The organism is Stenotrophomonas sp. STEN014 (assembly GCF_056760315.1).
In genome coordinates this window covers 93,590-117,530 of record NZ_JBRREN010000002.1, presented here as the reverse complement: position 1 = coordinate 117,530, position 23,941 = coordinate 93,590, and the positions used below count along the sequence as shown (strand labels likewise).

The window sequence follows — 23,941 nt, the reverse complement described above, 5'->3', positions numbered from 1 at the left end:
GAGGCGACCACTGCCGTGTCAACCGATCCGGCGCCCGGGCGTTATTCCATCCAGAACCCCCCGGAACGCTACCCTGTGCTGGTGACCAGTCCACCCCTGATGCCATCTGCCGCGGCACCGGCCTCGCTGGACGTATTTCTGGCCGGGGTCGGCCCGCGCGCCTTCCGTTTCGCCGAGGCCGGTCTGCGCCAGCGCGAGGACGCGCTGGACGCGGTGCAGGACGCGATGGAGCGGATGCTCGGCTACCGCGACCAGCCGCCCGAGGAATGGACCCCGCTGTTCTGGAGCATCCTTCGCCGGCGCATCATCGACCTGCAGCGGCGCCGCAGCTTCCGCTTGAAGTTCTGGGCACCGCAGGACGAACAGGACCAGGACAGTGCCATCGACTGGGCCGACCACGCCGCCGGTCCGGCACAGGCGCACGAGCAGCGCGAGGACTACGCGCGGCTGGTGCAGGCGTTGCGGCGGCTGCCTGCCCGCCAGCGCGAAGCTTTCAGCCTGCGCGTGCTGCAGGAGCTGGATGTGGCCACCACCGCCAGAGCGATGGGCTGTTCGGAAGGCTCGGTCAAAACCCACCTGTCGCGCGCGCGCGACGCATTGCAGAAACAACTGGAGGCCACGCGGTGAACCGCCTGCCCACACCCCCCGATCAGTTCGACCACCGGCTGCAGCTGCTGCAGCAGCACGCCAATGGCGCGCTGTCGCACGACACCCTGGCCCGCCTGCGGGGTGCCCGACAGGCCAATGCGGCTGAGGCGACATCCCCCTGGCGACGCCGCGGCTGGTGGCTGGCCACCGCCTGCTCGGCGGTGCTTGCCGTTACCGCGGCGCTGCAGTTCGACCGCGCCCCGCCGCCCGCCGCGCCGGTGCTGGCGGACGATGCCGGCGATATCCCCGATGACACCCTGCTGTTCGAGCAGAGCCCGGAGCTGTACCTGTGGCTGGGCTCGGACGCCCTGGCGATGGAATGAAGACGATGACAACCTCCCTGCCCCGCGTGCTGATCCCGCTGCTGCTGTGCCTGAGCGCCCCGCTGGCCGCCCAGACGCTGCCCGAATGGGAGCAACTCACTCCCGCCCAGCGCGAAACCCTGATCGCCCCGGTCCGCGACCGCTGGAACGCGTCGCCCGAGCGCCGCCAGCGCATGTACGAACACGCCCGCGGCTGGCAGCAGATGACACCCGAGCAGCGCGAACAGGCCCGCCGTGGCATGCACCGGTTCGAACACATGACGGCCGAGCAGCGGCGCGACGCGCAGGCGCTGTTCGCCAGGATGCGCGGCATGGACAAGCAGCAGCGCCAGCAGCTGCGCGAGCAGTGGCACAAGATGACGCCCGAACAGCGCCGGCAGTGGGTGCAGGCCAATCCGCCACCGGCGCGTTCCGAGCCCTGAGCCCTGAGCCCGGCTGCGCCGGCCGGGCCGGCACAGCTGCCCTCTCCGGGAGGGGAGGCTCAGACCGGCGGAATCTCGCCGCCGGCCGGGCGCGCAGGCCACACCGTCTTGGCCAGCAGCTCGTCGTTCCAGTCGAAAGCCAGCGCGCCATTTTTGAGGAACAGCGCCACGAAGTTGTAGACGTTGCGCGCGTACATCTCGCTGGCATGCACCGCGCCCATGCTGGCCAGATTGAGCGGGCCGGCCACGGTCACGCCGCCCACCTCCACCGTCTGCCCCGGCTGCGTCGCTTCGCAGTTGCCGCCGGTTTCCGCGGCCAGATCGACGATCACGCTACCGGGCTTCATGCCGGCCACCATCGCGGCGCTGATGATGCGCGGCGCCGGCCGGCCCGGTACCGCGGCGGTGCAGATCAGTACATCCACACTCTTGAGATGCTCGGCCAAGCGGCGCTGCTGTTCGGCCCGCTCGTCCTCGGTGAGTTGCCGCGCATAGCCGCCCTCACCGGCCGCACTGACGCCCAGATCCAGGAATTTTGCGCCCAGCGATTGGATCTGTTCACGGGTTTCCGGACGCACATCGAAACCCTCCACCTGTGCGCCCAGACGTCTGGCGGTGGCAATGGCCTGGAGACCCGCCACCCCTGCCCCCACCACCAGCACCCTGGACGGACGGATGGTGCCGGCGGCCGTGGTCAGCATCGGAAAGAACCGCGGCGCCAGCTGCGCGGCGATCAAGGTCGCCTTGTAGCCGGCCATGCCGGCCTGGGAGCTGAGCACATCCATGGCCTGCGCACGCGTGGTGCGCGGCAATTTTTCCAGCGGAAAAGCCTGCAACTGGCGGGCCTGCAGTGCGTCGGCGCGCGCGGGATCGGCCTGCGGTTGCAGCATGCCCACCAGCACCGCGCCGGGCTTGAGCCGGGCGATGGTCGGCGGTGGCGGTGCCTGGACACACAGCACCACATCGGCCAATTCCAGCGCATCGCTGATCTGCGCACCGGCCTCGCGATAGGCCTGGTCGGTGAAACCGGCAGCGCTGCCAGCTCCGGGATGGACATGCACCCGGGCACCGGCGGCCAGCAGTTTCCTGACGGTTTCCGGCGTGGCGGCCACCCGCCGCTCGCCCTGTGCAGCTTCTTTCAACACGCTTACATCAACGGCCATACCCGTCCCCGATGCGCAGTCATCTGCCGCCCCGGATCGTAGCAAAGCCGCCGCCGGTGAAGGGAATCAGTGCAGCGTGGCGGTCTGCGGATCGAGCCGGTCGATCACGCCCTGCATCGCGCTGTCGAAGGCGCCATCGTCCATGTGCGGGCGCAGCCGCTCCAGCCGCACCATCACCGCCAGTTCCTCCGGCGACGCCACACAGAAACGCACCCCGCGGCGGTTGACGAACAGCAGTCGCGAGGAGATCGGACTCACCCACGACAGCTTGCCGGCCTGGACCTTGCCATCCTTGTCGACGAAATCCAGCCAGGTGCCGATTTCCATATGACGGAAGCGGTCGGCATCGGTGTGGTCGAAATCCTGCGCGTGCGCGGCTGCGCCCAGTTCGATGGCCGGATTCTCCGGGGCCGGCGGAGTGGGCAAGGCCACCTGCGGCAGTTCCGGCAACGGCCGCTCCAGTTCCGGACGGGCCTCGGCGATGGACTGCAAGGTGTCATGCAGCGCGTCGATGGCCACCACACTGGCCTCGCCGTGCAGACCGACGCTGGCAAACACCTTGCGCAACACCGGCTGACTGGTCTGCAGCCACAGCTTGCCGACGATATGCCGGCGCGCCTCGGCCACTTCTTCGAGCATCGTGTCGGCCAACGCCAGCGCCTCGTCGATACCCTCGCCGCTCTCGCCTTCGCGCAGCAGGCTCAGGGTCAGGTGATGACTCCACGGCTGGCGCAGGAAATCGGCGATGGCACCGGGCAACGGCGCGCCGGCCAGACGTTTTTCCAGCTCGGCGGCAGCACGGGTGCGCGCCAGTTCCAGCTTTTCCTGGCCGCGCTGGGTCTCGGCCGCACGACGCTCGGCGATTTCGATACGCCGGCGGTGCTGGCCCAGGAAGTCGCGGAATTCTTCTTCCAGGGTCAGGAAGATGGCCAGGTTCTCGTTGAACTCGGCAATCAGGCGTTCGATGATCTCCTCGACCTTGCCCATCAGCACCCGCTCGGCCGGGCTTTCGCCGGTATTGCCCTCACAGGCTTCGGCCAGTGAATTGAGCAGCTTGCGCGCCGGGTGGGTCTTCTGCACAAACATCCGCCGGTCCAGCAGCGCCACCTTGACGAACGGCACCACCAGACGGCCGATGAGTTCGCGCGAGCGGCCTTCCAGCTCACGCTCGTCCAGCATCACGTCGAACAGCATGCCGACCAGATCGATCGCATCCTCGTCCTGCGGGTCCAGCCGGGCCTGGCTCGGGTCCACGCCCAGCTGGGTGGCACCGGACAGCACCTCGCTCTTCAGGCGCTGCGCCAGCGACTCGCCGTCCTCGCCCACCGCCGCACGCAGCGTGGCACTGGGGGTGGCCTGCAGCAGCGACAGCACCGACATCATTTCGCGCTGGCTCAGCGGCCGTTGCTGGCCGACCGCCACCTGCGCGGCCGCGGTGGCGTCCTCGCGTACGTGGCGGGTCTGCGCCAACAGTTCCTGCAGCGCCTCCAGCAATACGGCAGGGCTGGCGGGACCGGCGCCTGGCTCGCCATGACCAGCGCCATATCCGCCGGACTCGGCGGCCGACATCGCACCGCGCCGCTGGCTCCAGCGATCGACAAACCGGCGCGCCCACGCCGGGGCCTGCTGCGGATCGTAGAGGTCCTCTCCGGTCTCCGCGGCAGACGCCGACGGTACCTGCGCGGCCGGCCGCGGCGCGGCGCGGCGCGGCTGTGAAATCTCCGGCATCACGCCGGCCTGCGCCAGCTGCTCGTCCAGGCTCTGGTAGACCTTGCCGATCATGTGCGCGAACTCGCGCTCGCACAGCTTGATCAGCACCAGACGCACTTCCGGCGCCAGATCACAGGTGGAAAACGCCTCGTGCACGGCCACACCGATGTGCTCGGCACCAATGGGGTTGGTATCGGCATCGAGTTCGGCAACGCCCCCGATCCAGGCCAGGCGGCGGTCGATCCGGGCCAGCACCGGCTTCCAGTCGCGCAGCAGCACGGTGGCGAAATTGCGCACCGCCAGCCGCGATTCGAGCACATGTTCGGGTACCAGACTCAGCCCACCCTCGGTCTGACCGGCCAGTACGCTTTCAGCCGATTGAACGGTACCCGCCTCCAACGCATCCCACGCCTTGCGCAGATGGGTGTTGAACAGGGTGCCAATTTCCTCCCGGCGACGACGCAGTTCACGCATGCCGTCCAGGAACAACAGCTGGGATGCGCCGGCACCTTCCGCGCGATCGAACAGGGCATCGTCAAAACCGGCCAGCACTTTGCCGAAAGAAGCCCCCAGCGCAGGCAGCACGGCATTGCGCACCTGCACCAGCAGCGCCCGGTTTTGCCCGGAGTGCCCGGACGGATGCGGATTGGACATCATGCGCAACAGCTCCACACCCGGACAAACGCTCGGTTGTTGGGTATCAGATAAGAGTGGACGGACGCTATCCCTGTTTCCGCCCGCACATGGTAGGCGGGAAAGCTGAACAGGGTCAGTGATGGAGTGCGCACTTCGCACCTCGTGACCGGCGTCCCGGTATGGAGTGCCATGCTAAGCGGCACGCCGGTTGTTGGCGAATCTGCGCACATTCAGCCATGCGGACGCAGTGCACAGAATTGGCGGGCAGCCCGTCACAACCGGCCCCGAGAGCCCCGACGTCTATAATCGATGGCCGTTTTCCCTGTCTGAGCCCCCATGCCCGACAACTGCTTCCTGCAAGCGCTGGACCAGCGCCGCTCGGTTCCCTCACGGCTGCTGGAGGCCCCCGCTCCGGACGACGCCACCGTGCTGCGCATGCTGCAATCGGCGGTCCGCGTACCCGACCACGGCAAGCTGGTGCCGTTCCGTTTTCTGCGCCTGCGCGGCGATGCCCGTCACAATCTGGGCGAATTCCTCGCCCGCCGCAGCCGCGAGCGCAACCCGCAGGTGGCCGAGGCCGCGGTGGAGAAAGACCGCCTGCGCTTCTCGCACGCCCCGCTGATCATCACCGTGATCGCGCGGCTGCAGGAGGACAAGGTGCCACCGCAGGAGCAGCTGCTTACCGCCGGCTGCGTCTGCTTTGCGCTGCTGCAGGCCGCCCAGGGCTTCGGCTTCGGTGCGCAGTGGCTGACCGCCTGGATGGCCTATGACGCGGAAGTGGCGCGATATCTGGGTCTGACCGAAGACGAGCGCATTGTCGGCTTCATCCATATCGGTACACCGAAGCTGCAGGCACCCGAACGCGACCGCCCCGATCCGGCGGTGCTGCTGCAGGACTGGCAGGCGTGAACGCAGCCGCCGTGCCGCAACCGCTGTACCTGATCGATGCCAGCATCTACATCTTCCGCGCCTGGCATTCGATGCCGGACGACTTCCAGGACAGCCAGGGCTGGCCGGTCAATGCGGTACATGGCTTTTCCCGTTTTCTGCTGGACCTGCTCGAACGCGAGCGTCCACGGCACATCGCCGTGGCGTTCGACGAGGCGCTGGACAGCGGCTTCCGCCATCAGCTCTACCCCGCTTACAAGGCCAACCGCGATCCGGCCCCGGAAGAACTGCGCCGCCAGTTCGCCCACTGCAAGGCACTGTGCGCCGCGCTGGGCCTGAACGTGTTGGGCGACCGCGCCTACGAGGCCGATGACCTGATCGGCAGCGCGCTGCATGCGGCGCGCGCGCACCCGCTGCGCGGAGTGATCATCTCCGCCGACAAGGACCTCTCGCAGCTGCTGGGCGACCACGACCAGCAGTGGGACTACGCGCGCAACCAGCGCTGGGACGCGGCCGGGGTGAAAGCCCGGCACGGCGTGCACGCCCATCAGATTGCCGACTACCTGGCGCTGTGCGGCGATGCGGTGGACAACATTCCCGGCGTGTCCGGTATCGGCGCCAAATCGGCAGCGGTGCTGCTGGCGCATTTCGGCAGCCTGGACACGCTGCTCGAACGCATCGACGAGGTGCCGTTCCTGCGCCTGCGCGGTGCGGCCACGATGGCCACGCGCCTGCGTGAGCAGCGCGAGCAGGCCTTGCTTTTCCGCCAGCTGACCACCATTGCCGTGGACGCGCCGCTGGCCACCGCGCAGCCCGGCTTCCTCCGTACCCAGGCCGATGCCGACATGCTCGGCGGGCTGTGCGAGGCGCTGCGTTTCGGCCCGATGACCCGGCGCCGGCTGCTGGCCGCGGCCGGACTGGAATCCCCTCCCGCTTCCGTCAACGAGTTCGCATGAATCACAACACCGCAGAACCCCGCGTCGTCTATGAAGGCAAATACCAGCGCATGCTGGTGCGGGGCAGCTGGGAATATTCCGAGCGCACCCATGCCGGTGGACTGGCGGCGATCATCATCGCCGTCACCCCGACCGACAATGTGCTGTTCGTCGAACAGTTCCGCGTGCCGCTGCAGGCGCGCACCATCGAGATGCCGGCCGGGCTGGTGGGCGACATCGACGCCGGCGAGTCGATCGAGGCCTCGGCGGTGCGCGAGCTGGAAGAGGAAACCGGCTGGACCGCCGCGCACGCCGAGGTGCTGATGATCGGCCCCACCTCCTCCGGCGCCAGCAGCGAGAAGATCGCCTTCGTCCGCGCCACCGGCCTGCGCAAGGTCGGTGCCGGCGGTGGCGATGGCAGCGAGGACATCACCGTGCACGAGATCCCGCGTGCCCGCGCCGCCGCCTGGCTGGTGGAGAAGATGGGCGAAGGCTACGAGCTGGACGCCAAGCTCTGGGCCGGGCTGTGGATGATCGAACACCATCTGGATGGCACCCCACGTGGCTGATTCGGGCAATACCCGCCCCGTCCCGCTGCTGGGCAGCAGCGATCCGGCCGTGTTCACCGTGCACAACCCGCACGGCCGCTCGCCTTTCCTGCTGCTGGCCGACCATGCCGGCCAATGCGTGCCGGCGACGCTGGAAAATCTCGGGCTGCCGCCGCACGAGCTGGACCGCCACATCGGCTGGGATATCGGCATCGCCGGCACCACCCGTGAACTGGCGCGGCGGCTGGATGCGTGGGCGATCGAGCAGACCTATTCGCGCCTGCTGATCGACTGCAACCGGCCGCTGGCGTCACCGACGCTGATTCCGGAAACCAGCGACGGCACCACCATTCCCGGCAACCTCGGCTTGAGCGAGGCGCAGCGCCGGCAGCGCATCGACACCATCCACACGCCCTACCACGCCCGCATCGAAGCCGAACTGGCGCGCCGACGCGACGCCGGCCTGCCGACGCTGCTGGTGATGATGCACAGCTTCACCCCGGCGATGGACGGCGTACAGCGCCCCTGGCACGCCGGCGTGCTGTACCACCGCGATACCCGCTTCGCCCAGGCCCTGCTGCGGGCGCTGCGCGACGAGGGCGACCTGGTGGTCGGCGACAACCAGCCGTATTCGGTCAACAGCAACAGCGACTACGCGGTGCCGGTGCACGGCGAAGGCCGCGGACTGGTGCATGTGGAACTGGAGATCCGCCAGGACCTGATCGCCGGGGCCGCCGGCCAGCACGCCTGGGCGGCGCGCCTGGAGCGGATCTTCCGCGCCCTGCAGCCAGCCCTGCTGGCCCTGGCCTGAGCGAACCCGGCCGGAAACGCGAACGGGCGGCCCAGGCCGCCCGTTTTCACTTCAGTGGCGCATCCGCTCAGGCGGCGAACGCATCGGTGGCGCGCACCAGCGCGTCCACGTTCTCGGCCTCGAACGCCGAATGGCCCGAGCCCGGAGTGATGTGCAGCTGCGCCTTGGGCCAGAGCTTGTGCAGGTCCCAGGCATTGGCCAGCGGGCACACCACGTCGTAGCGGCCGTGCACGATCACGCCCGGGATATGGGCGATCTTGTGCGCGTCGCGCAGCAGCTGGTCTTCCACTTCGAAGAAACCGCCGTTGACGAAGTAGTGGTTCTCGATGCGGGCGAAGGCCAGTGCGAACTGCGGATCCTCGTGACTGTTGATGAAGTCGTCATCCACATGCAGGAAGCTCGTCGCGCCCTCCCAGACGCTCCAGGCGCGTGCGGCAGCCAGACGGGTGGCTTCGTCCTCGCTGGTCAGGCGGCGGTGGAAGGCGGAGATCAGGTCATGCCGCTCCACTGCCGGAATCGGCTTGAGGTAGTGCTCCCACGCATCCGGGAACAGGCGGCTGGCACCTTCCTGGTAGAACCATTCAAGTTCCCAGCGGCGCAGCATGAAGATGCCGCGCAGCACCAGTTCGGTGACCCGCTGCGGGTGGGCCTGCGCATAGGCCAGCGCCAGGGTCGAGCCCCAGCTGCCGCCGAACACCTGCCACTTCTCGACGCCGAGCTGCTCACGCAGCTTCTCGATGTCGGCGACCAGGTCCCAGGTGGTGTTATCCACCAGATCAGCGTGCGGCGTGGAACGGCCCGAGCCGCGCTGGTCGAACAGGATGATGCGGTATCTGGACGGGTCGTGGAACTGGCGCATCTTGGTGGTGCAGCCGCCGCCGGGGCCGCCGTGCAGCATCACTACCGGCTTGCCGTTCGGATTGCCGCACTGCTCGAAATACAGGGTGTGGCGGTCGTCAACGGCGAGCGTGCCGGTGTCGTAGGGCTCGATGGCCGGATAGAGCGTGCGCATGGCAACCTCGCTGGAAACAGGCCCCACAGTCTAGCGCAGCGCCCGGGGACGACTGCCCGCTCAGTGCCCCTCCGGCGGGACACCAACGCGACGGAGCGCGGGCCGCGGTGATCCGATCCCGCAGCAGCCATCCGTCGAACCGCGGGCGCGCCTGGCGCAACCGCCACGTGTCGCTGTAGTCCATGCGCCACAGCCGCGCCGCCGGATATCAGCCAGGCCAACGCCCCAGCGTGACCCGGTCGCGCCGCTCCAGGTCCTGCACGGTCCCGGGACTGGTGAAACCGGCCTGCGCCAGCAGGTCACGGATCGCGGCGCCTTGGTCCCGGCCGTGTTCGAGCAGCAGCCAGCCGCCGGGCACCAGGTGTTCGTGCGCGCCGCTGATGATCTCGCGGATCGCATCCAGCCCGTCGGCGCCCGAGGCCAGCGCCGGCGGCGGCTCGAAACGCAGGTCGCCCTGCTGCAGATGCGGATCGTTGGCGGCGATATACGGCGGATTGCTGACGATCATGTCGAAGCGGTCCGCGCCCAGCGCCGCGTACCAGTGGCCGCGACGGAACCAGACATTGTCCAGCCCATGCGCCTGCGCATTCTTCACCGCCACCGCCAGCGCCGGGCCGAGCACGTCGGTGGCCATCACCGTCGCCAACGGGCGCTCGCTGGCGATGGACAGGGCCACCGCACCGCTGCCGGTGCCCAGGTCGGCCACCCGCACCATGTCATCGGCCGGCAACCGTGCCAGCGCCTGTTCCACCAGCAGCTCGGTTTCCGGGCGCGGGATCAGCGTGGCGGTATTGACCTGCAGGTCCAGCGTCCAGAAACCGCGCCGGCCGGTCAGATAAGCCAGCGGATGGCCCTCGGCCCGGCGCTGCAGCAGCAGTTCGAACCGCTGCCGGGCCTCGTCGGCCACCGCGTCGGTGGCATGGGCGAACAGCCAGGCCCGCTCCACCCCCAGCACATGCAGCAGCAACTGTTCGGCCTCATGGCGGGCGTCTTCACCGGACAGACGCGTAGCGGCTTCCCGCAACAGCTCGGCAACCTTCACCGTGGACACTTCTCTACCTCTTCGCGGGAATTTTCCAAGGGGGCGAGGATAGTCACCGCGCCCGGCGCTGCCTACCGCCATCGCGGGGCGATGGATAAAGCCTGCCTATGCCAGATCATTCAGGTTCAGCCGGAACCGCCTTGGAAACCCGGTAACGCCCCCGATATCAGGCCGCGTGGGCAGTGGATGAAACGGGATCGATAGCATCAACCTATTGATCCGATGCATTCAATTCATTTGTTTTATAAGATCCCGCCTATTAGTCTTTGCTCCAATGCTTCACCCCACCCCTTCAACCCAGAGGAATCTTCAATGTCCCTTATCAACACCCAGGTTCAGCCGTTCAAAGCCAACGCGTTCCACAACGGCAAGTTCATCGAAGTCACCGACGCCTCGCTGAAGGGCAAGTGGTCGGTCCTGATCTTCATGCCGGCAGCGTTCACCTTCAACTGCCCGACCGAGATCGAAGACGCCGCCGAGCATTACGCCGAGTTCCAGAAGGCCGGTGCCGAGGTCTACATCGTCACCACCGACACCCACTTCTCGCACAAGGTGTGGCATGAAACCTCGCCGGCCGTGGGCAAGGCGCAGTTCCCGCTGGTCGGCGACCCGACCCACCAGCTGACCAACGCCTTCGGCGTGCACATTCCGGAAGAAGGCTTGGCCCTGCGCGGCACCTTCGTGATCAATCCGGAAGGCGTGATCAAGACCATGGAAATCCATTCCAACGAGATCGCCCGTGACGTCTCCGAGACCCTGCGCAAGCTGAAGGCTGCCCAGTTCACCGCCGCCAACCCGAACCAGGTCTGCCCGGCCAAGTGGAAGGAAGGCGAGAAGACCCTGACCCCGTCGCTGGACCTGGTCGGCAAGATCTAAGCGCCGCAGCTCCGTGGCGAGGGGCCGGAAATCCGGCTCCTCTCACGGGCACTCCCACCCCGCCTGTGCGGCGGGCGTGGGGGTGAACCGCACCGGGTTTGACGCCAGCCAGCGGCGTGCAGGCCAGCCGGAAAAGTCCGGTGCGGTTCACCCCTACTTCAACCGGTACGTTGCCCCGCAACCGTGCCCTCCCCCCCCGTTTTGCCCCGATCCAAGGAGTTGCGCCGTGCTTGATGAATCCCTCAAGACCCAGTTGCAGCAGTACATGGGCCTGCTGCGCCAACCGCTGCGCCTGATCGCCTCGCTCGATGACAGCGCCGCCAGCCAGGACATGCGCGGCCTGCTGGACGACATCGTCACCGCCGGCAACGGCAAGATCACGCTCGATGCCACCGGCACCGATGCCCGCACCCCCTCGTTCGTGATCGCCCGCGAAGGCGAGAACCATGGCGTGCGTTTTGCCGGCCTGCCGCTGGGCCACGAGTTCGAATCGCTGGTGCTGGCCCTGCTGTGGACCGGCGGCCATCCGCCGAAGGTGGCGCAGGACGTGATCGACAGCATCAAGGCCATCGATCAGGCGTTCGATTTCGAGGTCTACATGTCGCTGACCTGCCACAACTGCCCGGACGTGGTGCAGGCGCTGGCGCTGATGGCGATCGTCAACCCGAAGATCCGCACCACGGTGATCGAGGGCGGGGCGTTCCAGCAGGAAGTGGAACAGCGCCAGGTGATGGCCGTGCCGATGGTGTTCCAGGGTGGCCAGATGTTCGACTCCGGCCGCATGAGCCTGGAGCAGATCGTCGCCAAACTCGACACCGGCGCGGCAACCCGCGAGGCCGAGAAGATCAAGGCCAAGGGCGCATTCGACGTGCTGGTGGTGGGCGGCGGTCCGGCCGGCGCGGCCGCGGCGATCTACGCCGCGCGCAAGGGCATCCGCACCGGTGTCGCTGCCGAGCGTTTCGGCGGACAAGTGTTGGACACCCTGGCGATCGAGAACTTCATCTCGGTGCAGCACACCGAGGGCCCCAAGCTGGCGGCCGCACTGGAAGCCCACGTGCGCGAGTACGAGGTGGACATCATGAACCTGCAGCGCGCCACCACGCTGGTGCCGGCCGGTGCCGATGGTCTGGTCGAAGTACAGCTGGAGAACGGTGCCTCGCTGAAATCCAAGACGGTGATCCTGTCCACCGGCGCCCGCTGGCGGCAGATGAACGTGCCGGGCGAGGACCAGTACCGCAACAAGGGCGTGGCGTACTGCCCGCACTGTGACGGTCCGCTGTTCAAGGGCAAGCGCGTGGCGGTGATCGGCGGCGGCAATTCCGGCGTCGAGGCGGCCATCGACCTGGCCGGCATCGTCAGCCACGTCACCGTGTTCGAGTTCGACAGCAAGCTGCGTGCCGACCAGGTGCTGCAGGACAAGCTGTACAGCCTGCCCAATGTGAAGGTGATCCTCAACGCGCAGACCACCGAAGTGCTCGGCGACGGCCAGAAGGTCAACGGCCTGGTCTATACCGACCGCGTCGGCGGCGATTCGCACCGGGTCGAGCTGGAAGGCATCTTCGTGCAGATCGGCCTGCTGCCCAACACCGAGTGGCTGCGCGGCACGGTGGAACTCAGCAACCGGGGCGAGATCGTCATCGACGAGCGCGGCCAGACCAGTGTGCCGGGCGTGTTCGCCGCCGGCGACTGCACCACGGTGCCGTACAAGCAGATCATCATCGCCATGGGCGCCGGCTCGACCGCCGCACTGGGGGCGTTCGATCACCTGATCCGCAGCTCCGCACCGCAGCCGGCGGCGGCCACCGCGGTGGTGGAAACCGCCTGAACCCTCCGACGCCCCGCCCCGCGAGGCGTCGCTCTGTCGGCGCCGGCACCCGGCGCCCACGTGAACGGAGTCCACTGTGAACCTGCGTGACCTCAAGTATCTGGTGGCGCTGGCCGAGCACAAGCACTTCGGCCGCGCCGCGGCGGCGTGTTTTGTCAGCCAGCCCACCCTGTCCACCCAGATCCGGAAACTGGAGGAGGAACTGGGCGTGTCGCTGGTCGAACGGGCGCCGCGCAAGGTGATGCTGACGCCGGCCGGGCGCGAGGCGGCGATGCGGGCGCGCAGCATCGTGGCCGAGGTCGAGCAGATGAAGGAAGCCGCCCGCCGTTCGCGCGACCCGGAAGCCGGCACCGTGCGGCTGGGCATCTTCCCCACGCTGGGCCCGTACCTGCTGCCGCATGTGATTCCCGGCATCCGCGAACGCTTCACGCAGCTGGAGCTGCTGCTGGTGGAGGAAAAGAGCGACGTGCTGCTGGCGCAGTTGCGCAACGGCCAGCTCGACGCGGCGCTGCTGGCGCTACCGGTCAACGACGAGCAGCTGCACACCGAGTTCCTGTTCGAGGAACCGTTCGTGCTGGCCGCCCCCGAAGGCCATCCGCTGGCCGCCCGCACCTCGCTGCGCCTGGATGATCTGGCCGAACAGCGCCTGCTGCTGCTGCAAGACGGTCACTGCCTGCGCGACCAGGCGCTGGATGTCTGCCATCTGGCCGGCGCGCTGGAAAAATCCGAATTCCAGGCCACCAGCCTGGAAACCCTGCGACAGATGGTCGCGGCCAATGTCGGCGTGACCCTGCTGCCGATGCTGGCGGTGAAGCCGCCGGTGGCCCGCTCACCCAACATCCGGCTGGTCCCCTTCGACGGCACGCCGCTGCCCAACCGCCGCATCGCCATGGTCTGGCGCCGCAGCTCGGCCATGGCCGCGTTCCTGCAGCAACTGGCGGCGGTGTTCAAACAATTGCCGGCCGGACTGCTGTGCGCCGACCCTGACTGAACAGGCGTCCAGACTGAATCGCGACCCGGCCTGCATTGCATCCGGGCCTGAGCGGCCCCATGATCGTTGCAGGGTCGCTTTCTGGCCCCCGATACCAGCACAATAGTGCCCGGGCGGCGTCGACAAGACGTCGCCTTTTGCTTGTTTTTTTCACCAGATAAGGAATATCCCATGACCAGCCACAGCGGTCTGCCGCCGTCGATCATCGTTTCCGTCCGTGACATGGCCCGCCTCGAGGCCCTGCTCGATTCCCCGGCCCTGAGCCGGCACCCGGCCGCCATCGCCCTGTCCCAGGAGCTGGAGCGCGCCCAGGTACTGCCGCCGGAAGAAATTCCCGAAGGCATCGTCACCATGCATTCGCGCGTCGACTGCGAAGACGAACTGAACAATGAAACCCATTCCCTGACCCTGGTCTATCCGCACGAAGCGGATTTCGACAAGGGCCGCGTGTCGGTGCTGGCACCGGTCGGCAGCGCCCTGCTGGGCCTGGCCATTGGCCAGACCATCGACTGGACCGCCCCGGGTGGCCGCCAGCTGCGCCTGCGCGTGACCGCCGTCCACTACCAGCCCGAAGCCGCTGGCGACATCCACCGCTGAGCGCCCCGCGCCGGCACCGCTGTACAGGAACATGCAATGACCCAAGCCCCCTCCAAACTCGCCCAGCTGCGCGAACTGTCCGTCGTCGTCGCCGATACCGGTGATTACGAGGCGATCAAACGCCTGCAGCCGGTGGACTGCACCACCAACCCCACGCTGGTGAAGAAAGCCCTCGACCTGCCGGTCTACGCCGGCCTGATCGAGCGCGAGCTGCAGTGGGGCCGGACCCAGTCCGGTGACGTGCAGGAGGTGGCCAAGGCCGTGGTCGACCGCCTGACCGTGGGCGTGGGCACGATGCTGGCCGAGCTCGTGCCGGGCCGCGTCTCCACCGAGGTCGATGCCGACCAGGCCCACAACACCGAGGCGACGATTGCCAAGGCGCGCGAGTTCATCGCCATGTACGAGGCCGCCGGCGTGCCCCGCAGCAAGGTGCTGATCAAGATCGCCGCGACCTGGGCCGGGGTGGAAGCCGCGCGCGTGCTGCAGGCCGAGGGCATCGACTGCAACCTGACCCTGATCTTCAACCCGACCCAGGCCCTGGCCTGTGCCGAAGCCGGTGCGTTCCTGATTTCACCGTTCGTCGGCCGCATCCTCGACTGGTATGTGGCCAACGGCCAGACCCCGGCCAGCATCGACGAGGACCCGGGCGTGAAGTTCGTGCGCGGCGTCTACGCCGAGTTCAAGCGCCGCGGCTCGCCGACCGTGGTGATGGGCGCCTCGTTCCGCTCGACCGCGCAGATCGAGGCGCTGGCCGGTTGCGACCGCCTGACCATTTCCCCGGATCTGCTGGAAAAGCTGGACGCCGATTTCGGCGAGCTGCCGCGCAAGCTGGTTGCTGGTGCTGCGGAAGCGGTGAATGCCGCCGCGATCGATCAAGCCCGGTTCGACGCCGATCTGGCCGCCGATCCGATGGCGACCGAGAAGCTGGCCACCGGCATCGACGCGTTTGCCAAGGACCTGCAGGCCCTGCGCGCGCGCATCGCCGACGAACTGGCGCGCTGAGTCCAGGCAACACGCTGCATCAAGAAGCGATGTGGGTTGCGGCGGCCTTGCCCAAAGGTCCGCGCGCAGCACACATCGCTTTTTTTTTGCCCGCTAGAAAATTCCCAGTTCCAGGCCGGCAGCCAGCAGCGCGCCCAGTTCATGGCCCCGCGCCAGCTGCTCTGCAGGCAGCGTCTTGGCCGCGCAGATCGCCTCGGCGGTCTGCGCCTGTGTGCATACCCGCAGCGGTTCGGCTACCTCCCGCAAGCGCAATCCCAGCGCGATACGACGCAGCTGGGCGATGGTCGGTTGGCCGTCGGAGCCGGCGCAGACCAGCAGCGCAACGGCTTGCCGTCGCAGCGGCCCAGCAGCGGGTAATAGCTGCGGTCGAAGAAATCCTTCATCGCCCCGCTCATCGAGGCCAGCGTCTCGGGCGTGGCAAACAGCACCGCATCGGCGCTGAGCACATCCTCCGCTCCGGCCTCGGCCGCGCGCAGAAGACGCAATTGCACCGCCTCGCCGGCCGCCTCGCGCGCGCCGGCGGCCACCGCTTCCACCATCGCCTGTGTGGCCCCGGTGAAGGAGTGCCAAACCAGAAGCAGCTGCCGCGGCGCCGCGCCCATCAGCTCACAGGCCCAGCCCGAGCGGGCAGCTCACGCCGGTACCGCCGATGCCGCAATAGCCGCCCGGATTCTTGGCCAGATACTGCTGGTGGTAGTCCTCGGCGTAGTAGAACGGCGGCGCCGGGAACGCGATCTCGGTGGTGATCGGGCCATAGCCGGCCGCGTCCAGCTGCTGCTGGTAGGAATCGCGGCTGGCCAGCGCCAGTTCGAGCTGCACCTGGCTGTGGCAGTAGATCGCCGAGCGGTACTGGGTGCCGGTATCGTTGCCCTGGCGCATGCCTTGGGTGGGGTCGTGGTTCTCCCAGAACGTGCGCAGCACCGTCTCCAGCGACACCTGCGCCGGATCGAACACCACCCGCACCACCTCGGTATGCCCGGTCAGCCCGGAACAGACCTCCTCGTAGGTCGGATTCGGGGTCACACCGCCCTGGTAGCCCACCGCAGTGGTGACCACGCCCGGCAGCTGCCAGAACTTGCGCTCGGCGCCCCAGAAACAGCCCAGGCCGACATCCAGCACGTCCAGACCGGTGAAATCGGCCTGCAGCGGCTGGCCGTTGACGAAATGCACGTTATGCAGCGGCAGCGGCGCATCACGCCCCGGCAGTGCATCTTCCGGGCGCGGCAGCCGCTGCTTGAACGCGCCGATCCCCAACACCCCTTGGCCGATTCCCAACATGTCCGCTCCTCAGGCCGGGAGGAATCCCGGCGCTTCATCGTTATCACCAATGGGGTCAGCAGGGCCTTCGTCCAAGCCCAGCGCGCTGACAATCGCCGCGGCCTCGGGCCGGGCCGAATCGGGCACACACACGCGCAGCACACCAAACAGCGGCAGCTCGCCGCCGGCGCCCAGCAGCGATTCGCCGAACACGAATGCCGGGATGCCCGCATCCTCCAGCGCATGCTTGACCAGATGCGCGTCGAACAGGTTGTTGGTCTGGTAGATCAGTTGCATCGTCCTCTCCGTTCCACGTGGCCGGCGCAGCGGTGACCGCCAGCCGTCCGGTTTCCCCGGCCGCCGCCGGCGGCCCTGAAGCCGTCAAAGCGCGCCACAGCCGGGGTGAACACCGTATCGACGATGCCCAACCCGCCAAACACGAACGCACCGCCCGCCCCGCCGGCATATCGCAACCGCAGCGACCGGGTCGCGCGGTGCTTGCTGCCCATCACCAGCAGGGAGCGATCCATGGACTTTCCGTGGTGGCGGGAAGCTCCAGCATAGGCCTTCCAGCGGCAGGCGGCGGCCGGCTCGGCTAAACTTGCCGTCTCCCAAAACCGCTGTGCCTCCATGTCCGAGAACCTGCATCCCACCGCCGACGCCACGCCGGAGAACGCTCCTGCCGAAAAGCGGGACTTCATCCGCCAGATCGTCCGCGAGGACCTGGCCAGCGGCAAGCACACCGCGATCAAGACCCGCTTCCCGCCCGAGCCCAACGGCTACCTGCACATCGGCCATGCCAAGTCGATCTGCCTGAACTTCGGCATCGCCGGCGAGTTCTCCGGGGTGTGCAACCTGCGCTTTGACGACACCAATCCGGCCCGCGAAGACCCCGAATACGTGGCCGCGATCCAGGACGACGTGCGCTGGCTGGGCTTTGAATGGAACGAGCTGCGCCATGCCTCCGATTACTTCGAGGCCTATTACCTGGCCGCCGAGAAACTGATCCGCGACGGCAAGGCGTTCGTGTGCGACCTGTCGGCCGAGGAAGTGCGCGCCTACCGCGGCAACCTGACCGAACCGGGCCGCAACTCGCCCTACCGCGAGCGCAGCGTCGAGGAAAACCTGGACCTGTTCCGGCGCATGCGCGCCGGCGAGTTCCCCGATGGCACCCGCACCCTGCGTGCCAAGATCGACATGGCCAGCGGCAACATCAACCTGCGCGACCCGGCGATCTACCGGATCAAGCACGTCGAGCACCAGAACACCGGCAACGCGTGGCCGATCTACCCGATGTACGACTACGCGCACGCCCTGGGCGACGCGCTGGAAGGCATCACCCACTCGCTGTGCACGCTGGAATTCGAAGACCACCGCCCGCTGTACGACTGGTGCGTGGACAACGTCGATTTTGCCAACAGCCCGGAGCTGACCCAGCCGCTGGTGGACAAGGGCCTGCCGCGCGAAGCGGCCAAGCCGCGTCAGATCGAGTTCTCGCGCCTGAACATCAACTACACGGTGATGAGCAAGCGCAAGCTGATGGCGCTGGTCACCGAGAACCTGGTCGATGGCTGGGACGACCCGCGCATGCCGACCCTGCAGGGCCTGCGTCGCCGCGGCTACACCCCTGCAGCGATGCGCCTGTTCGCCGAGCGCGTGGGCATTTCCAAGCAGAACTCGCTGATCGATTTCAGCGTGCTAGAAGGCGCCCTGCGCGAGGTGCTCGACAGCGCCGCGCCGCGCCGCATGGCGGTGATCGACCCGCTCAAGCTGGTGCTGACCAATCTGCCCGAGGGCCACGCCGAAACGCTGACCTTCAGCAACCATCCCAAGGACGAGAGTTTCGGTACCCGCGAGATGCCGTTCGGCCGCGAGCTGTGGATCGAGCGCGAGGACTTTGCCGAAGTCCCGCCGAAGGGCTGGAAGCGGCTGGTGCCGGGCGGCGAGATCCGCCTGCGTGGCGCCGGTATCGCCCGCGTCGACGAGGTGATCAAGGACGCCGACGGCAACGTGGTCGAGCTGCGTGGCTGGCTGGACCCGGAGTCGCGTCCGGGCATGGAAGGGGCCAACCGCAAGGTCAAGGGCACCATCCACTGGGTCAGCGCGCAGCACGCGGTGGAAGCGGAAATCCGCCTGTACGACCGCCTGTTCTCGGTGCAGAACCCGGATGACGAATCCGAAGGCAAGACCTACCGCGACTATCTGAATCCGGAATCGCGCAAGGTCGTCACCGGTTACCTCGAGCCGGCCGCGGCCAGCGCCGCACCGGAGCAGTCGTTCCAGTTCGAGCGCACCGGCTACTTCGTGGCCGACCGCCACGACCACACCGCGGCCAAGCCGGTGTTCAACCGCAGCGTGACCCTGCGCGACACCTGGACCGCCGGCTGAGTTGCATGGACCGGTCGCCGCCCTGCCGCGGCGACCGCTTCCTTTCCCGCGACGGGGCTACCATGGCCCCGTCCTGGAACAGGAAGCCGCCATGGTCCGTCTGCCCGTCCTGCTCATTCTGCTGCTGTGGGCACTCGCCGCCTGCGGCGCCCCGGCCCCCCCCCAAACCCTCCCGGCCCGCCCCGAAGCCTCGTCGCCGCCGGCGGTGGTGATCGACCGCAGCTGCCACAGCGACGCCGATTGCACGGTCAAGAATGTCGGCAACTGCTGCGGCGCGTATCCGGCCTGCGTCAATGTCGCCAGCCCGGTCGATCCGGTAGGGGTTCAGGCACGCTGCCAGGCACAGGGCATGATGGGCGTGTGTGGCTTCACCGAAATCCAGGGCTGCCGCTGCATCCAGGGCCAATGCCGGAGCAATCCGGCCCCGGCCGATGCACTGCGCCGCCCGCTCACGACCAACCCGGAAACCGACCACTGATGCTGTACGCGCAAGTCCACCTCACCCTTCCCGCCTGGATCCACGAAGCCATCGACAGCGAGCGCGCCTATCCCGGCGACGAAGCCAAGGTCGCCCTGGCGATCGAGCTGTCGCGCCTGAACGTGGAGGCGGAAACCGGCGGCCCGTTCGGTGCGGCGGTGTTCGGTCCGGATGACCGGATCATCTCCGCGGCGGTGAACCGCGTGGTGCCGCACAGCACCTCGCTGGCCCACGCCGAGAACATGGCCTACATGCTGGCCCAGCAGCGCCTGCAGACCCCGCGCCTGAACGCGGTGCTGTCGCCGGTCACCCTGGCCACCTCCTCGCAGCCGTGCTGCCAGTGCTACGGCGCCACCGTGTGGGCCGGCATCGACCGCCTGCTGATCGGCGCCAACTCGACCGATGTCGAGGAACTGACCCCGTTCGACGAAGGCCCGCTGCCGGCCGACTGGGTGGGCGAACTGAACAGGCGCGGCATCGACGTCGTGCAGGGGCTCAACCGCGAGGCCGCCCGCGCGGTGCTGCACCGCTATGGCCTGAGCAACGGCGCGCATTACTGAGCCCGGTCTCCTGCCGGCGTCGTCCCCTCTGCCGCGCCGGCAACCCCAACCCCCGCATCCCCAAGGAATCACAATGACCGGCCTGCTGTGCTATTGCCGTCAGGGCTTTGAACCGGAACTGGCCGGAGAACTCACCCAGCGCGCGGGATTGGCCGGCATTGCCGGTTACGCGCGCACCCAGCGCAACGATGGCTATGTGCTGTTCGTCACCGACGACGCCGAAGCGCTGGACCAACGCCTGGACTGGCGCGAGCTGATCTTCGCCCGGCAGAAACTGCGGGTGCTGGCAGAACTGCCGCAGCTGGACCCGGCCGACCGCATCACCCCGATCATCGCCGCGCTGGACGGCCAGCCGCGCTTTGGCGACCTGTGGGTGGAACATCCCGATTCGGATGCCGGCAAGCCGCTGGCCGGGCTGGCCCGCAGCTTCGGCAATGCGTTGCGCCCGGCGCTTCGCAAGGCCGGCCTGCTCACCGACAAGGCCAACGGCAAACTGCCGCGCCTGCATATCGTCTTCGTCGATGGCACCCACGCCTTCGTCACCGTCGCCGACACCCGCGACAGCGCGCCGTGGCCGCTGGGCATTCCGCGCCTGAAACTGCTGCCCGATGCGCCCTCGCGTTCGGCACTGAAGCTGGACGAGGCCCTGCTGACCCTGCTCACCCCGGAAGAGCGCGAAGCGCTGGTCAAACCCGGCATGCGCGCGGCCGATCTGGGTGCCGCCCCCGGCGGCTGGACCTGGGTGCTGACCCGTCAGCACCTGAAGGTGACCAGCATCGACAACGGCCCGCTGCGCCAGCACGTGCTCGACACCGGCCTGGTCGAACACCTGCGCGCCGACGGCTTCCACTGGAAGCCGGAAACCCCGCTGGACTGGATGGTCTGCGACATGGTCGAACAGCCGCGCAAAGTGGCCGAACGCATGGCCACCTGGTTCCGCGAGGGCTGGTGCAGGCACGCCATCTTCAATCTCAAGCTGCCGATGAAAAAGCGCTGGGACGAGACCCAGCTGTGCCTGGACCTGTTCGCCGACCAGGCCGGCAGGCCGCTGACAATCCGCGCCAAGCAGCTCTATCACGACCGTGAAGAGATCACGGTGTTCGCCACCCCCGCGTCGCGGCGCTGAGCCGGCCACTGGCGTGGGCGCGCACGGTTGCCGGCGTAACCGCGTTCGGCAGCGCCTCACGCCTCTGGCACACTCGGCCTCCTGTTCTGAGGAGGTCGCCGCCATTTCCCGCATCGCCCTGTTTCGCCCCGCCGCCGCCCTGCTCACCTTCAGCCTGAGCGCCTGCGCTCTGGCGGCCACACCGGCATTCGTGGCCCGCGACCACGTCGCCGAGGGCGTTTTCACCGCCGGTATCGAAGGCCCGGCGACCGGCCCCGATGGCGCGCTGTACGTGGTCAATTTCGGCCGCGACGGCACCATCGGCCGTGTCGATGCACAGGGCAACGCCGAACTGTTCGTCGAATTGCCCGACGGCAGTGTCGGTAACGGCCTCCGCTTCGGCGCCGACGGCACGCTGTACGTGGCCGACTACCCGCGCCACAACATCCTGGCGATCGATCCGGCCAGCCGCTCGGTGCGCGTGTTCGCCCACCTGCCCGCCGCCCACCAGCCCAACGATCTCGCCCTGGCGCCGGACGGCACGCTCTACGCCAGCGATCCGGACTGGACGAAGGTCGACAACGGCCAGCTGTGGCGGATCGACCGCGCCGGCGGCGTGCAGCTGCTCGAGGCCGGCATGGGCACCACCAACGGGGTGGAAGTCAGCCCCGACGGCCGCCGCCTGTACGTCAACGAAAGCGTGCAGCGTAATGTCTGGGTCTATGACCGGGATGCGGCCGGTGCGCTCTCCAACAAGCGCCTGCTGATCCGCTTCGACGACCACGGCCTGGACGGCATGCGCTGCGATGCCGCCGGCAACCTGTATATCGCCCGCTATGACGCCGGGGTGGTGGCGGTGGTCTCGCCCGAGGGCGCGCTGCTGCGCGAAGTGCCACTGACCGGCCGCAAGCCAAGCAACGTGGCCTTCGGCGGGGCCGATGGCCGCCAGGTGTTCGTCACGCTGCAGGACCGCGGTGCGGTGGAAACCTTCCAGGCCGAGCAGCCCGGGCGTGAATACGGACAGCAGCCGGCCCCCCATCGCTGAAGGCGGCGCCGTCTCAGCCTGCGCAACGGCGATCGGGCATGCTGCCGGCCATGGGAGAGAACCAATGCATGCGATCGAACTGAACGACCCGGCCGCTTTCGGCACCGAATTCCTGCGGCTGACGCTGCTGCAGGGCTTCCAGTCGCTGACCAAACGCGATCTGGAACTGCTGATCTTCATCCTGCTCGAACGCGATGGCGCGATCGCCCGCAGCGACTCCAACGCCACCGTGGCGCTGCGCTTGCGGGTCACCCCGGCCAAGGTCAAAGGACTGCGCCGCGACGGCTACGCGCGCTGGCGTGCGCTGGTGCCCGAAGAAGGCGACGCCGCATTGCAGCGCATCGTCGCCACGGTGCTGACCGAAGAGAATCTGCGCGCCGGCACCCGGCATGTCACCGAGCGCAGCCGCAAGGAGGGCTTTCTGGCCATCCGCATCGAACATCCCGACGATGCACAGCGCTTCGAGCAGGCCATCGTCGAGGTTGGCGCCATTCCGGTGTACGAACGCAACCGCGAGGTGGTGGCGGTGCGTTTTGACACGCTGCTGAAGATCGCCGAACGCTGGAACTACCTGCAGCCCGATCCGCAGGCCACCCTCGCCGCGCTGGAAAAACTCGCGCCAACTGCCGAGGAAGTGGCCGAACTGCTGAAGAAGGACATCACCCAGCTGCGCTGGGACGATGTCCGCCGCGCGCTCAACAGCCTCGGTGCCAAGGCCATCGCCAGCACCGCCGAGGGCGGTCTGAAAGGCCTGCTGAAACTGGTATTCCCGTTCATTCCGGGCTGAAACCCGGCACCGCCTTTTTTGCAGTGCAGGGGCCGTTGCCTGCCGCAGATGGGCGCCACCGGCCACTCCACCAGGGCGTTATGCGATGCACAGGCCGCCTCGGGTATTTGCCGCTGCGCGGCTCCCCAGCGCCAGCCTGGCCGCATTCGGCGGACAGGCCGGCAACATCAACCGCGCCGGGAATGGCGCACCGGTCCTGTGGACCTGCGACGCCCGCATTCGCGCAGGGGCGGCTACCATAGCGACTTCGCCACGCTGGACCGCAACCACGGTGGCTTCTCCGCCGCGAGGACGCCAAGGCGGCCCTCGACCGCGCGCGCGGTCGATACGCTCGACACCTCCACACCGGCCGCCCGGGCAAGGCGCCGCGGGACGGCCGGATGGAGCCGATCACGCAGGTGCGGAACGCGGGCACCGTTCCCCTATCGCGACGAGGTGTGCATGTTCCGGATTTCCTGCCTGTTGACGCTGCTGCTGGCCCCGCTTTGCCCTGCCCACGCGCAGAGCGTTGCGCGGGACCCGGCAATCACCGCGCCACTGCGGTCCGACCCGCCGGCCAATGTGCGCCGCCAGTCCCTGGCCAGCGGCGAGGTCACCCACCAGGTGCAGGTGCGCACCACCCCGGACCAGGCACAGGTCATCGTCCGCTCGATCCAGCCCGACAGCGTGATCGGCGACTACCGCATCGACTTCGAGGCGCTGGATACCGATGGCGACGGCTTCATCAGCCGTGCCGAAGCCAAGGCCCATGCCACCCTGGATGCCGAGTTCAACGCACTGGACAGCAGCCGCAGCGGACGCCTGGACCGCGCCCAGCTGGCCGGCTGGCTGCGCTGAAGCCACGCCCCGGGCGCGCGCTTCCGATCCCCGGTTGGACGGGGTCCCGGCCGCC

At 68.1% G+C, this 23,941-nt stretch carries 28 protein-coding genes; 19 read left to right on the top strand and 9 right to left on the bottom strand.

Translation table 11 applies throughout. The features are described 5' to 3' along the window. The first annotated feature begins 99 nt into the window (after positions 1–99). Genes ACVOMC_RS03110 through ACVOMC_RS03100 form a run of 3 tightly spaced genes read left to right on the top strand, consistent with a single transcriptional unit; the run spans position 100 to position 1,393 of the window. The gene (locus ACVOMC_RS03110) at positions 100–627 is read left to right on the top strand and encodes an RNA polymerase sigma factor (RefSeq protein WP_054657974.1); all 528 of its coding nucleotides are present in this window, start codon (positions 100–102) and stop codon (positions 625–627) included. Beyond that, on the top strand, positions 624–971 hold the full coding sequence (locus ACVOMC_RS03105) for a hypothetical protein (protein WP_481522804.1): 348 nt from the start codon (positions 624–626) through the stop codon (positions 969–971). The genes ACVOMC_RS03110 and ACVOMC_RS03105 overlap by 4 nt, the downstream gene beginning before the upstream one ends. Positions 972–976: 5 nt before the next feature. Continuing rightward, a complete protein-coding gene (locus tag ACVOMC_RS03100; RefSeq protein WP_425480570.1) occupies positions 977–1,393 on the top strand; it encodes a DUF3106 domain-containing protein in 417 nt (138 codons plus the stop codon). A 59-nt stretch (positions 1,394–1,452) separates the two neighbouring features. Here ACVOMC_RS03100 and ACVOMC_RS03095 read toward each other — a convergent pair whose 3' ends face one another. Both ACVOMC_RS03095 and ACVOMC_RS03090 read right to left on the bottom strand, forming a co-directional pair. Next, on the bottom strand, positions 1,453–2,556 hold the full coding sequence (locus tag ACVOMC_RS03095; RefSeq protein ID WP_481522803.1) for an NAD(P) transhydrogenase subunit alpha: 1,104 nt from the start codon (positions 2,554–2,556) through the stop codon (positions 1,453–1,455). A gap of 66 nt (positions 2,557–2,622) precedes the next feature. Then, positions 2,623–4,923: a DUF1631 domain-containing protein gene (locus ACVOMC_RS03090; RefSeq protein WP_481522802.1), complete on the bottom strand. Its 2,301-nt coding sequence runs from the start codon at positions 4,921–4,923 to the stop codon at positions 2,623–2,625. A gap of 315 nt (positions 4,924–5,238) precedes the next feature. On the opposite strand from ACVOMC_RS03090, the gene ACVOMC_RS03085 reads away from it, so the two are divergent. The 4 genes from ACVOMC_RS03085 to ACVOMC_RS03070 are packed head-to-tail and all read left to right on the top strand — an operon-like array spanning position 5,239 to position 8,084. After that, a complete protein-coding gene (locus ACVOMC_RS03085) occupies positions 5,239–5,811 on the top strand; it encodes a nitroreductase family protein (protein ID WP_481522801.1) in 573 nt (190 codons plus the stop codon). Further along, positions 5,799–6,746, top strand: coding sequence for a 5'-3' exonuclease (locus tag ACVOMC_RS03080; protein WP_096144951.1), 948 nt, complete (start codon positions 5,799–5,801; stop codon positions 6,744–6,746). Before ACVOMC_RS03085 ends, ACVOMC_RS03080 begins: the two co-directional genes overlap by 13 nt. After that, positions 6,743–7,294, top strand: coding sequence for an NUDIX hydrolase (locus ACVOMC_RS03075; protein WP_054659947.1), 552 nt, complete (start codon positions 6,743–6,745; stop codon positions 7,292–7,294). Before ACVOMC_RS03080 ends, ACVOMC_RS03075 begins: the two co-directional genes overlap by 4 nt. Continuing rightward, complete coding sequence (locus ACVOMC_RS03070) at positions 7,287–8,084, top strand: N-formylglutamate amidohydrolase (protein ID WP_481522800.1); 798 nt, start codon at positions 7,287–7,289, stop codon at positions 8,082–8,084. The genes ACVOMC_RS03075 and ACVOMC_RS03070 overlap by 8 nt, the downstream gene beginning before the upstream one ends. 67 nt (positions 8,085–8,151) lie before the next feature. Here the strand turns inward: ACVOMC_RS03070 and pip are convergent, their stop codons facing one another. Both pip and prmC read right to left on the bottom strand, forming a co-directional pair. Further along, positions 8,152–9,096: a prolyl aminopeptidase gene (gene pip / locus ACVOMC_RS03065; RefSeq protein WP_481522799.1), complete on the bottom strand. Its 945-nt coding sequence runs from the start codon at positions 9,094–9,096 to the stop codon at positions 8,152–8,154. A gap of 208 nt (positions 9,097–9,304) precedes the next feature. Beyond that, positions 9,305–10,147 (bottom strand): peptide chain release factor N(5)-glutamine methyltransferase, encoded by an 843-nt coding sequence (gene prmC, locus ACVOMC_RS03060; RefSeq protein ID WP_481522798.1) that lies wholly within the window; start codon positions 10,145–10,147, stop codon positions 9,305–9,307. 303 nt (positions 10,148–10,450) lie between these two features. On the opposite strand from prmC, the gene ahpC reads away from it, so the two are divergent. The 5 genes from ahpC to ACVOMC_RS03035 all read left to right on the top strand — a co-directional run bounded on the left by ahpC (position 10,451) and on the right by ACVOMC_RS03035 (position 15,429). Beyond that, on the top strand, positions 10,451–11,014 hold the full coding sequence (ahpC, locus tag ACVOMC_RS03055) for an alkyl hydroperoxide reductase subunit C (RefSeq protein WP_054660843.1): 564 nt from the start codon (positions 10,451–10,453) through the stop codon (positions 11,012–11,014). A 226-nt stretch (positions 11,015–11,240) separates the two neighbouring features. After that, complete coding sequence (gene ahpF / locus ACVOMC_RS03050) at positions 11,241–12,839, top strand: alkyl hydroperoxide reductase subunit F (RefSeq protein WP_481522797.1); 1,599 nt, start codon at positions 11,241–11,243, stop codon at positions 12,837–12,839. 76 nt (positions 12,840–12,915) lie between these two features. Continuing rightward, the gene (locus tag ACVOMC_RS03045; RefSeq protein WP_481522796.1) at positions 12,916–13,830 is read left to right on the top strand and encodes a LysR substrate-binding domain-containing protein; all 915 of its coding nucleotides are present in this window, start codon (positions 12,916–12,918) and stop codon (positions 13,828–13,830) included. Positions 13,831–14,001: 171 nt separating this feature from the next. Beyond that, the gene (gene rnk / locus ACVOMC_RS03040; RefSeq protein WP_054660658.1) at positions 14,002–14,427 is read left to right on the top strand and encodes a nucleoside diphosphate kinase regulator; all 426 of its coding nucleotides are present in this window, start codon (positions 14,002–14,004) and stop codon (positions 14,425–14,427) included. A gap of 36 nt (positions 14,428–14,463) precedes the next feature. Then, the gene (locus ACVOMC_RS03035) at positions 14,464–15,429 is read left to right on the top strand and encodes a transaldolase (protein WP_481522795.1); all 966 of its coding nucleotides are present in this window, start codon (positions 14,464–14,466) and stop codon (positions 15,427–15,429) included. 93 nt (positions 15,430–15,522) lie between these two features. Here the strand turns inward: ACVOMC_RS03035 and ACVOMC_RS03030 are convergent, their stop codons facing one another. From ACVOMC_RS03030 to ACVOMC_RS03010, 5 genes are read right to left on the bottom strand one after another with little or no spacing between them, the layout of a single operon-like run. Beyond that, positions 15,523–15,675, bottom strand: coding sequence for a hypothetical protein (locus tag ACVOMC_RS03030; protein WP_481522794.1), 153 nt, complete (start codon positions 15,673–15,675; stop codon positions 15,523–15,525). Further along, positions 15,663–16,031: an NAD(P)H-dependent oxidoreductase gene (locus ACVOMC_RS03025; RefSeq protein ID WP_481522793.1), complete on the bottom strand. Its 369-nt coding sequence runs from the start codon at positions 16,029–16,031 to the stop codon at positions 15,663–15,665. The genes ACVOMC_RS03030 and ACVOMC_RS03025 overlap by 13 nt, the downstream gene beginning before the upstream one ends. 4 nt (positions 16,032–16,035) lie before the next feature. Beyond that, complete coding sequence (msrA, locus tag ACVOMC_RS03020; protein ID WP_481523059.1) at positions 16,036–16,686, bottom strand: peptide-methionine (S)-S-oxide reductase MsrA; 651 nt, start codon at positions 16,684–16,686, stop codon at positions 16,036–16,038. 30 nt (positions 16,687–16,716) lie between these two features. Further along, the gene (locus ACVOMC_RS03015; protein ID WP_054659847.1) at positions 16,717–16,983 is read right to left on the bottom strand and encodes a putative signal transducing protein; all 267 of its coding nucleotides are present in this window, start codon (positions 16,981–16,983) and stop codon (positions 16,717–16,719) included. Beyond that, positions 16,974–17,216: a hypothetical protein gene (locus ACVOMC_RS03010; RefSeq protein ID WP_481522792.1), complete on the bottom strand. Its 243-nt coding sequence runs from the start codon at positions 17,214–17,216 to the stop codon at positions 16,974–16,976. Before ACVOMC_RS03010 ends, ACVOMC_RS03015 begins: the two co-directional genes overlap by 10 nt. A gap of 100 nt (positions 17,217–17,316) precedes the next feature. Here ACVOMC_RS03010 and ACVOMC_RS03005 point away from each other — a divergent pair, with 100 nt between their 5' ends. The 7 genes from ACVOMC_RS03005 (at position 17,317) to ACVOMC_RS02975 (ending at position 23,886) form a co-directional block, all read left to right on the top strand. Then, positions 17,317–19,074: a glutamine--tRNA ligase/YqeY domain fusion protein gene (locus ACVOMC_RS03005; protein WP_481522791.1), complete on the top strand. Its 1,758-nt coding sequence runs from the start codon at positions 17,317–17,319 to the stop codon at positions 19,072–19,074. A gap of 91 nt (positions 19,075–19,165) precedes the next feature. Beyond that, positions 19,166–19,552: a hypothetical protein gene (locus tag ACVOMC_RS03000; RefSeq protein ID WP_481522790.1), complete on the top strand. Its 387-nt coding sequence runs from the start codon at positions 19,166–19,168 to the stop codon at positions 19,550–19,552. Further along, on the top strand, positions 19,552–20,112 hold the full coding sequence (locus tag ACVOMC_RS02995) for a nucleoside deaminase (RefSeq protein WP_481522789.1): 561 nt from the start codon (positions 19,552–19,554) through the stop codon (positions 20,110–20,112). The genes ACVOMC_RS03000 and ACVOMC_RS02995 overlap by 1 nt, the downstream gene beginning before the upstream one ends. Before the next feature lie 73 nt (positions 20,113–20,185). After that, on the top strand, positions 20,186–21,238 hold the full coding sequence (gene rlmM, locus ACVOMC_RS02990; RefSeq protein WP_481522788.1) for a 23S rRNA (cytidine(2498)-2'-O)-methyltransferase RlmM: 1,053 nt from the start codon (positions 20,186–20,188) through the stop codon (positions 21,236–21,238). Between the two features lie 103 nt (positions 21,239–21,341). Beyond that, on the top strand, positions 21,342–22,262 hold the full coding sequence (locus ACVOMC_RS02985) for an SMP-30/gluconolactonase/LRE family protein (RefSeq protein ID WP_481523058.1): 921 nt from the start codon (positions 21,342–21,344) through the stop codon (positions 22,260–22,262). Between the two features lie 64 nt (positions 22,263–22,326). Beyond that, the gene (locus ACVOMC_RS02980) at positions 22,327–23,049 is read left to right on the top strand and encodes a hypothetical protein (protein ID WP_054660435.1); all 723 of its coding nucleotides are present in this window, start codon (positions 22,327–22,329) and stop codon (positions 23,047–23,049) included. 441 nt (positions 23,050–23,490) lie between these two features. Continuing rightward, on the top strand, positions 23,491–23,886 hold the full coding sequence (locus tag ACVOMC_RS02975; protein ID WP_481522787.1) for an EF-hand domain-containing protein: 396 nt from the start codon (positions 23,491–23,493) through the stop codon (positions 23,884–23,886). Positions 23,887–23,941 lie beyond the last annotated feature (55 nt).

What these genes read in the sequence shown, in the direction of transcription:
- ACVOMC_RS03110 (WP_054657974.1), top strand. Translation starts at nt 100, where the DNA reads ATGCCATCTGCCGCGGCACCGGCCTCGCTGGACGTATTTCTGGCCGGG.
- ACVOMC_RS03100 (WP_425480570.1), top strand. Translation starts at nt 977, where the DNA reads ATGACAACCTCCCTGCCCCGCGTGCTGATCCCGCTGCTGCTGTGCCTG.
- ACVOMC_RS03095 (WP_481522803.1), bottom strand. Translation starts at nt 2,556, where the DNA reads ATGGCCGTTGATGTAAGCGTGTTGAAAGAAGCTGCACAGGGCGAGCGG.
- ACVOMC_RS03090 (WP_481522802.1), bottom strand. Translation starts at nt 4,923, where the DNA reads ATGATGTCCAATCCGCATCCGTCCGGGCACTCCGGGCAAAACCGGGCG.
- ACVOMC_RS03085 (WP_481522801.1), top strand. Translation starts at nt 5,239, where the DNA reads ATGCCCGACAACTGCTTCCTGCAAGCGCTGGACCAGCGCCGCTCGGTT.
- ACVOMC_RS03075 (WP_054659947.1), top strand. Translation starts at nt 6,743, where the DNA reads ATGAATCACAACACCGCAGAACCCCGCGTCGTCTATGAAGGCAAATAC.
- pip (WP_481522799.1), bottom strand. Translation starts at nt 9,096, where the DNA reads ATGCGCACGCTCTATCCGGCCATCGAGCCCTACGACACCGGCACGCTC.
- ahpC (WP_054660843.1), top strand. Translation starts at nt 10,451, where the DNA reads ATGTCCCTTATCAACACCCAGGTTCAGCCGTTCAAAGCCAACGCGTTC.
- rnk (WP_054660658.1), top strand. Translation starts at nt 14,002, where the DNA reads ATGACCAGCCACAGCGGTCTGCCGCCGTCGATCATCGTTTCCGTCCGT.
- ACVOMC_RS03035 (WP_481522795.1), top strand. Translation starts at nt 14,464, where the DNA reads ATGACCCAAGCCCCCTCCAAACTCGCCCAGCTGCGCGAACTGTCCGTC.
- ACVOMC_RS03025 (WP_481522793.1), bottom strand. Translation starts at nt 16,031, where the DNA reads ATGGGCGCGGCGCCGCGGCAGCTGCTTCTGGTTTGGCACTCCTTCACC.
- ACVOMC_RS03015 (WP_054659847.1), bottom strand. Translation starts at nt 16,983, where the DNA reads ATGCAACTGATCTACCAGACCAACAACCTGTTCGACGCGCATCTGGTC.
- ACVOMC_RS03010 (WP_481522792.1), bottom strand. Translation starts at nt 17,216, where the DNA reads ATGGATCGCTCCCTGCTGGTGATGGGCAGCAAGCACCGCGCGACCCGG.
- ACVOMC_RS03005 (WP_481522791.1), top strand. Translation starts at nt 17,317, where the DNA reads ATGTCCGAGAACCTGCATCCCACCGCCGACGCCACGCCGGAGAACGCT.
- ACVOMC_RS03000 (WP_481522790.1), top strand. Translation starts at nt 19,166, where the DNA reads ATGGTCCGTCTGCCCGTCCTGCTCATTCTGCTGCTGTGGGCACTCGCC.
- ACVOMC_RS02995 (WP_481522789.1), top strand. Translation starts at nt 19,552, where the DNA reads ATGCTGTACGCGCAAGTCCACCTCACCCTTCCCGCCTGGATCCACGAA.
- rlmM (WP_481522788.1), top strand. Translation starts at nt 20,186, where the DNA reads ATGACCGGCCTGCTGTGCTATTGCCGTCAGGGCTTTGAACCGGAACTG.
- ACVOMC_RS02980 (WP_054660435.1), top strand. Translation starts at nt 22,327, where the DNA reads ATGCATGCGATCGAACTGAACGACCCGGCCGCTTTCGGCACCGAATTC.
- ACVOMC_RS02975 (WP_481522787.1), top strand. Translation starts at nt 23,491, where the DNA reads ATGTTCCGGATTTCCTGCCTGTTGACGCTGCTGCTGGCCCCGCTTTGC.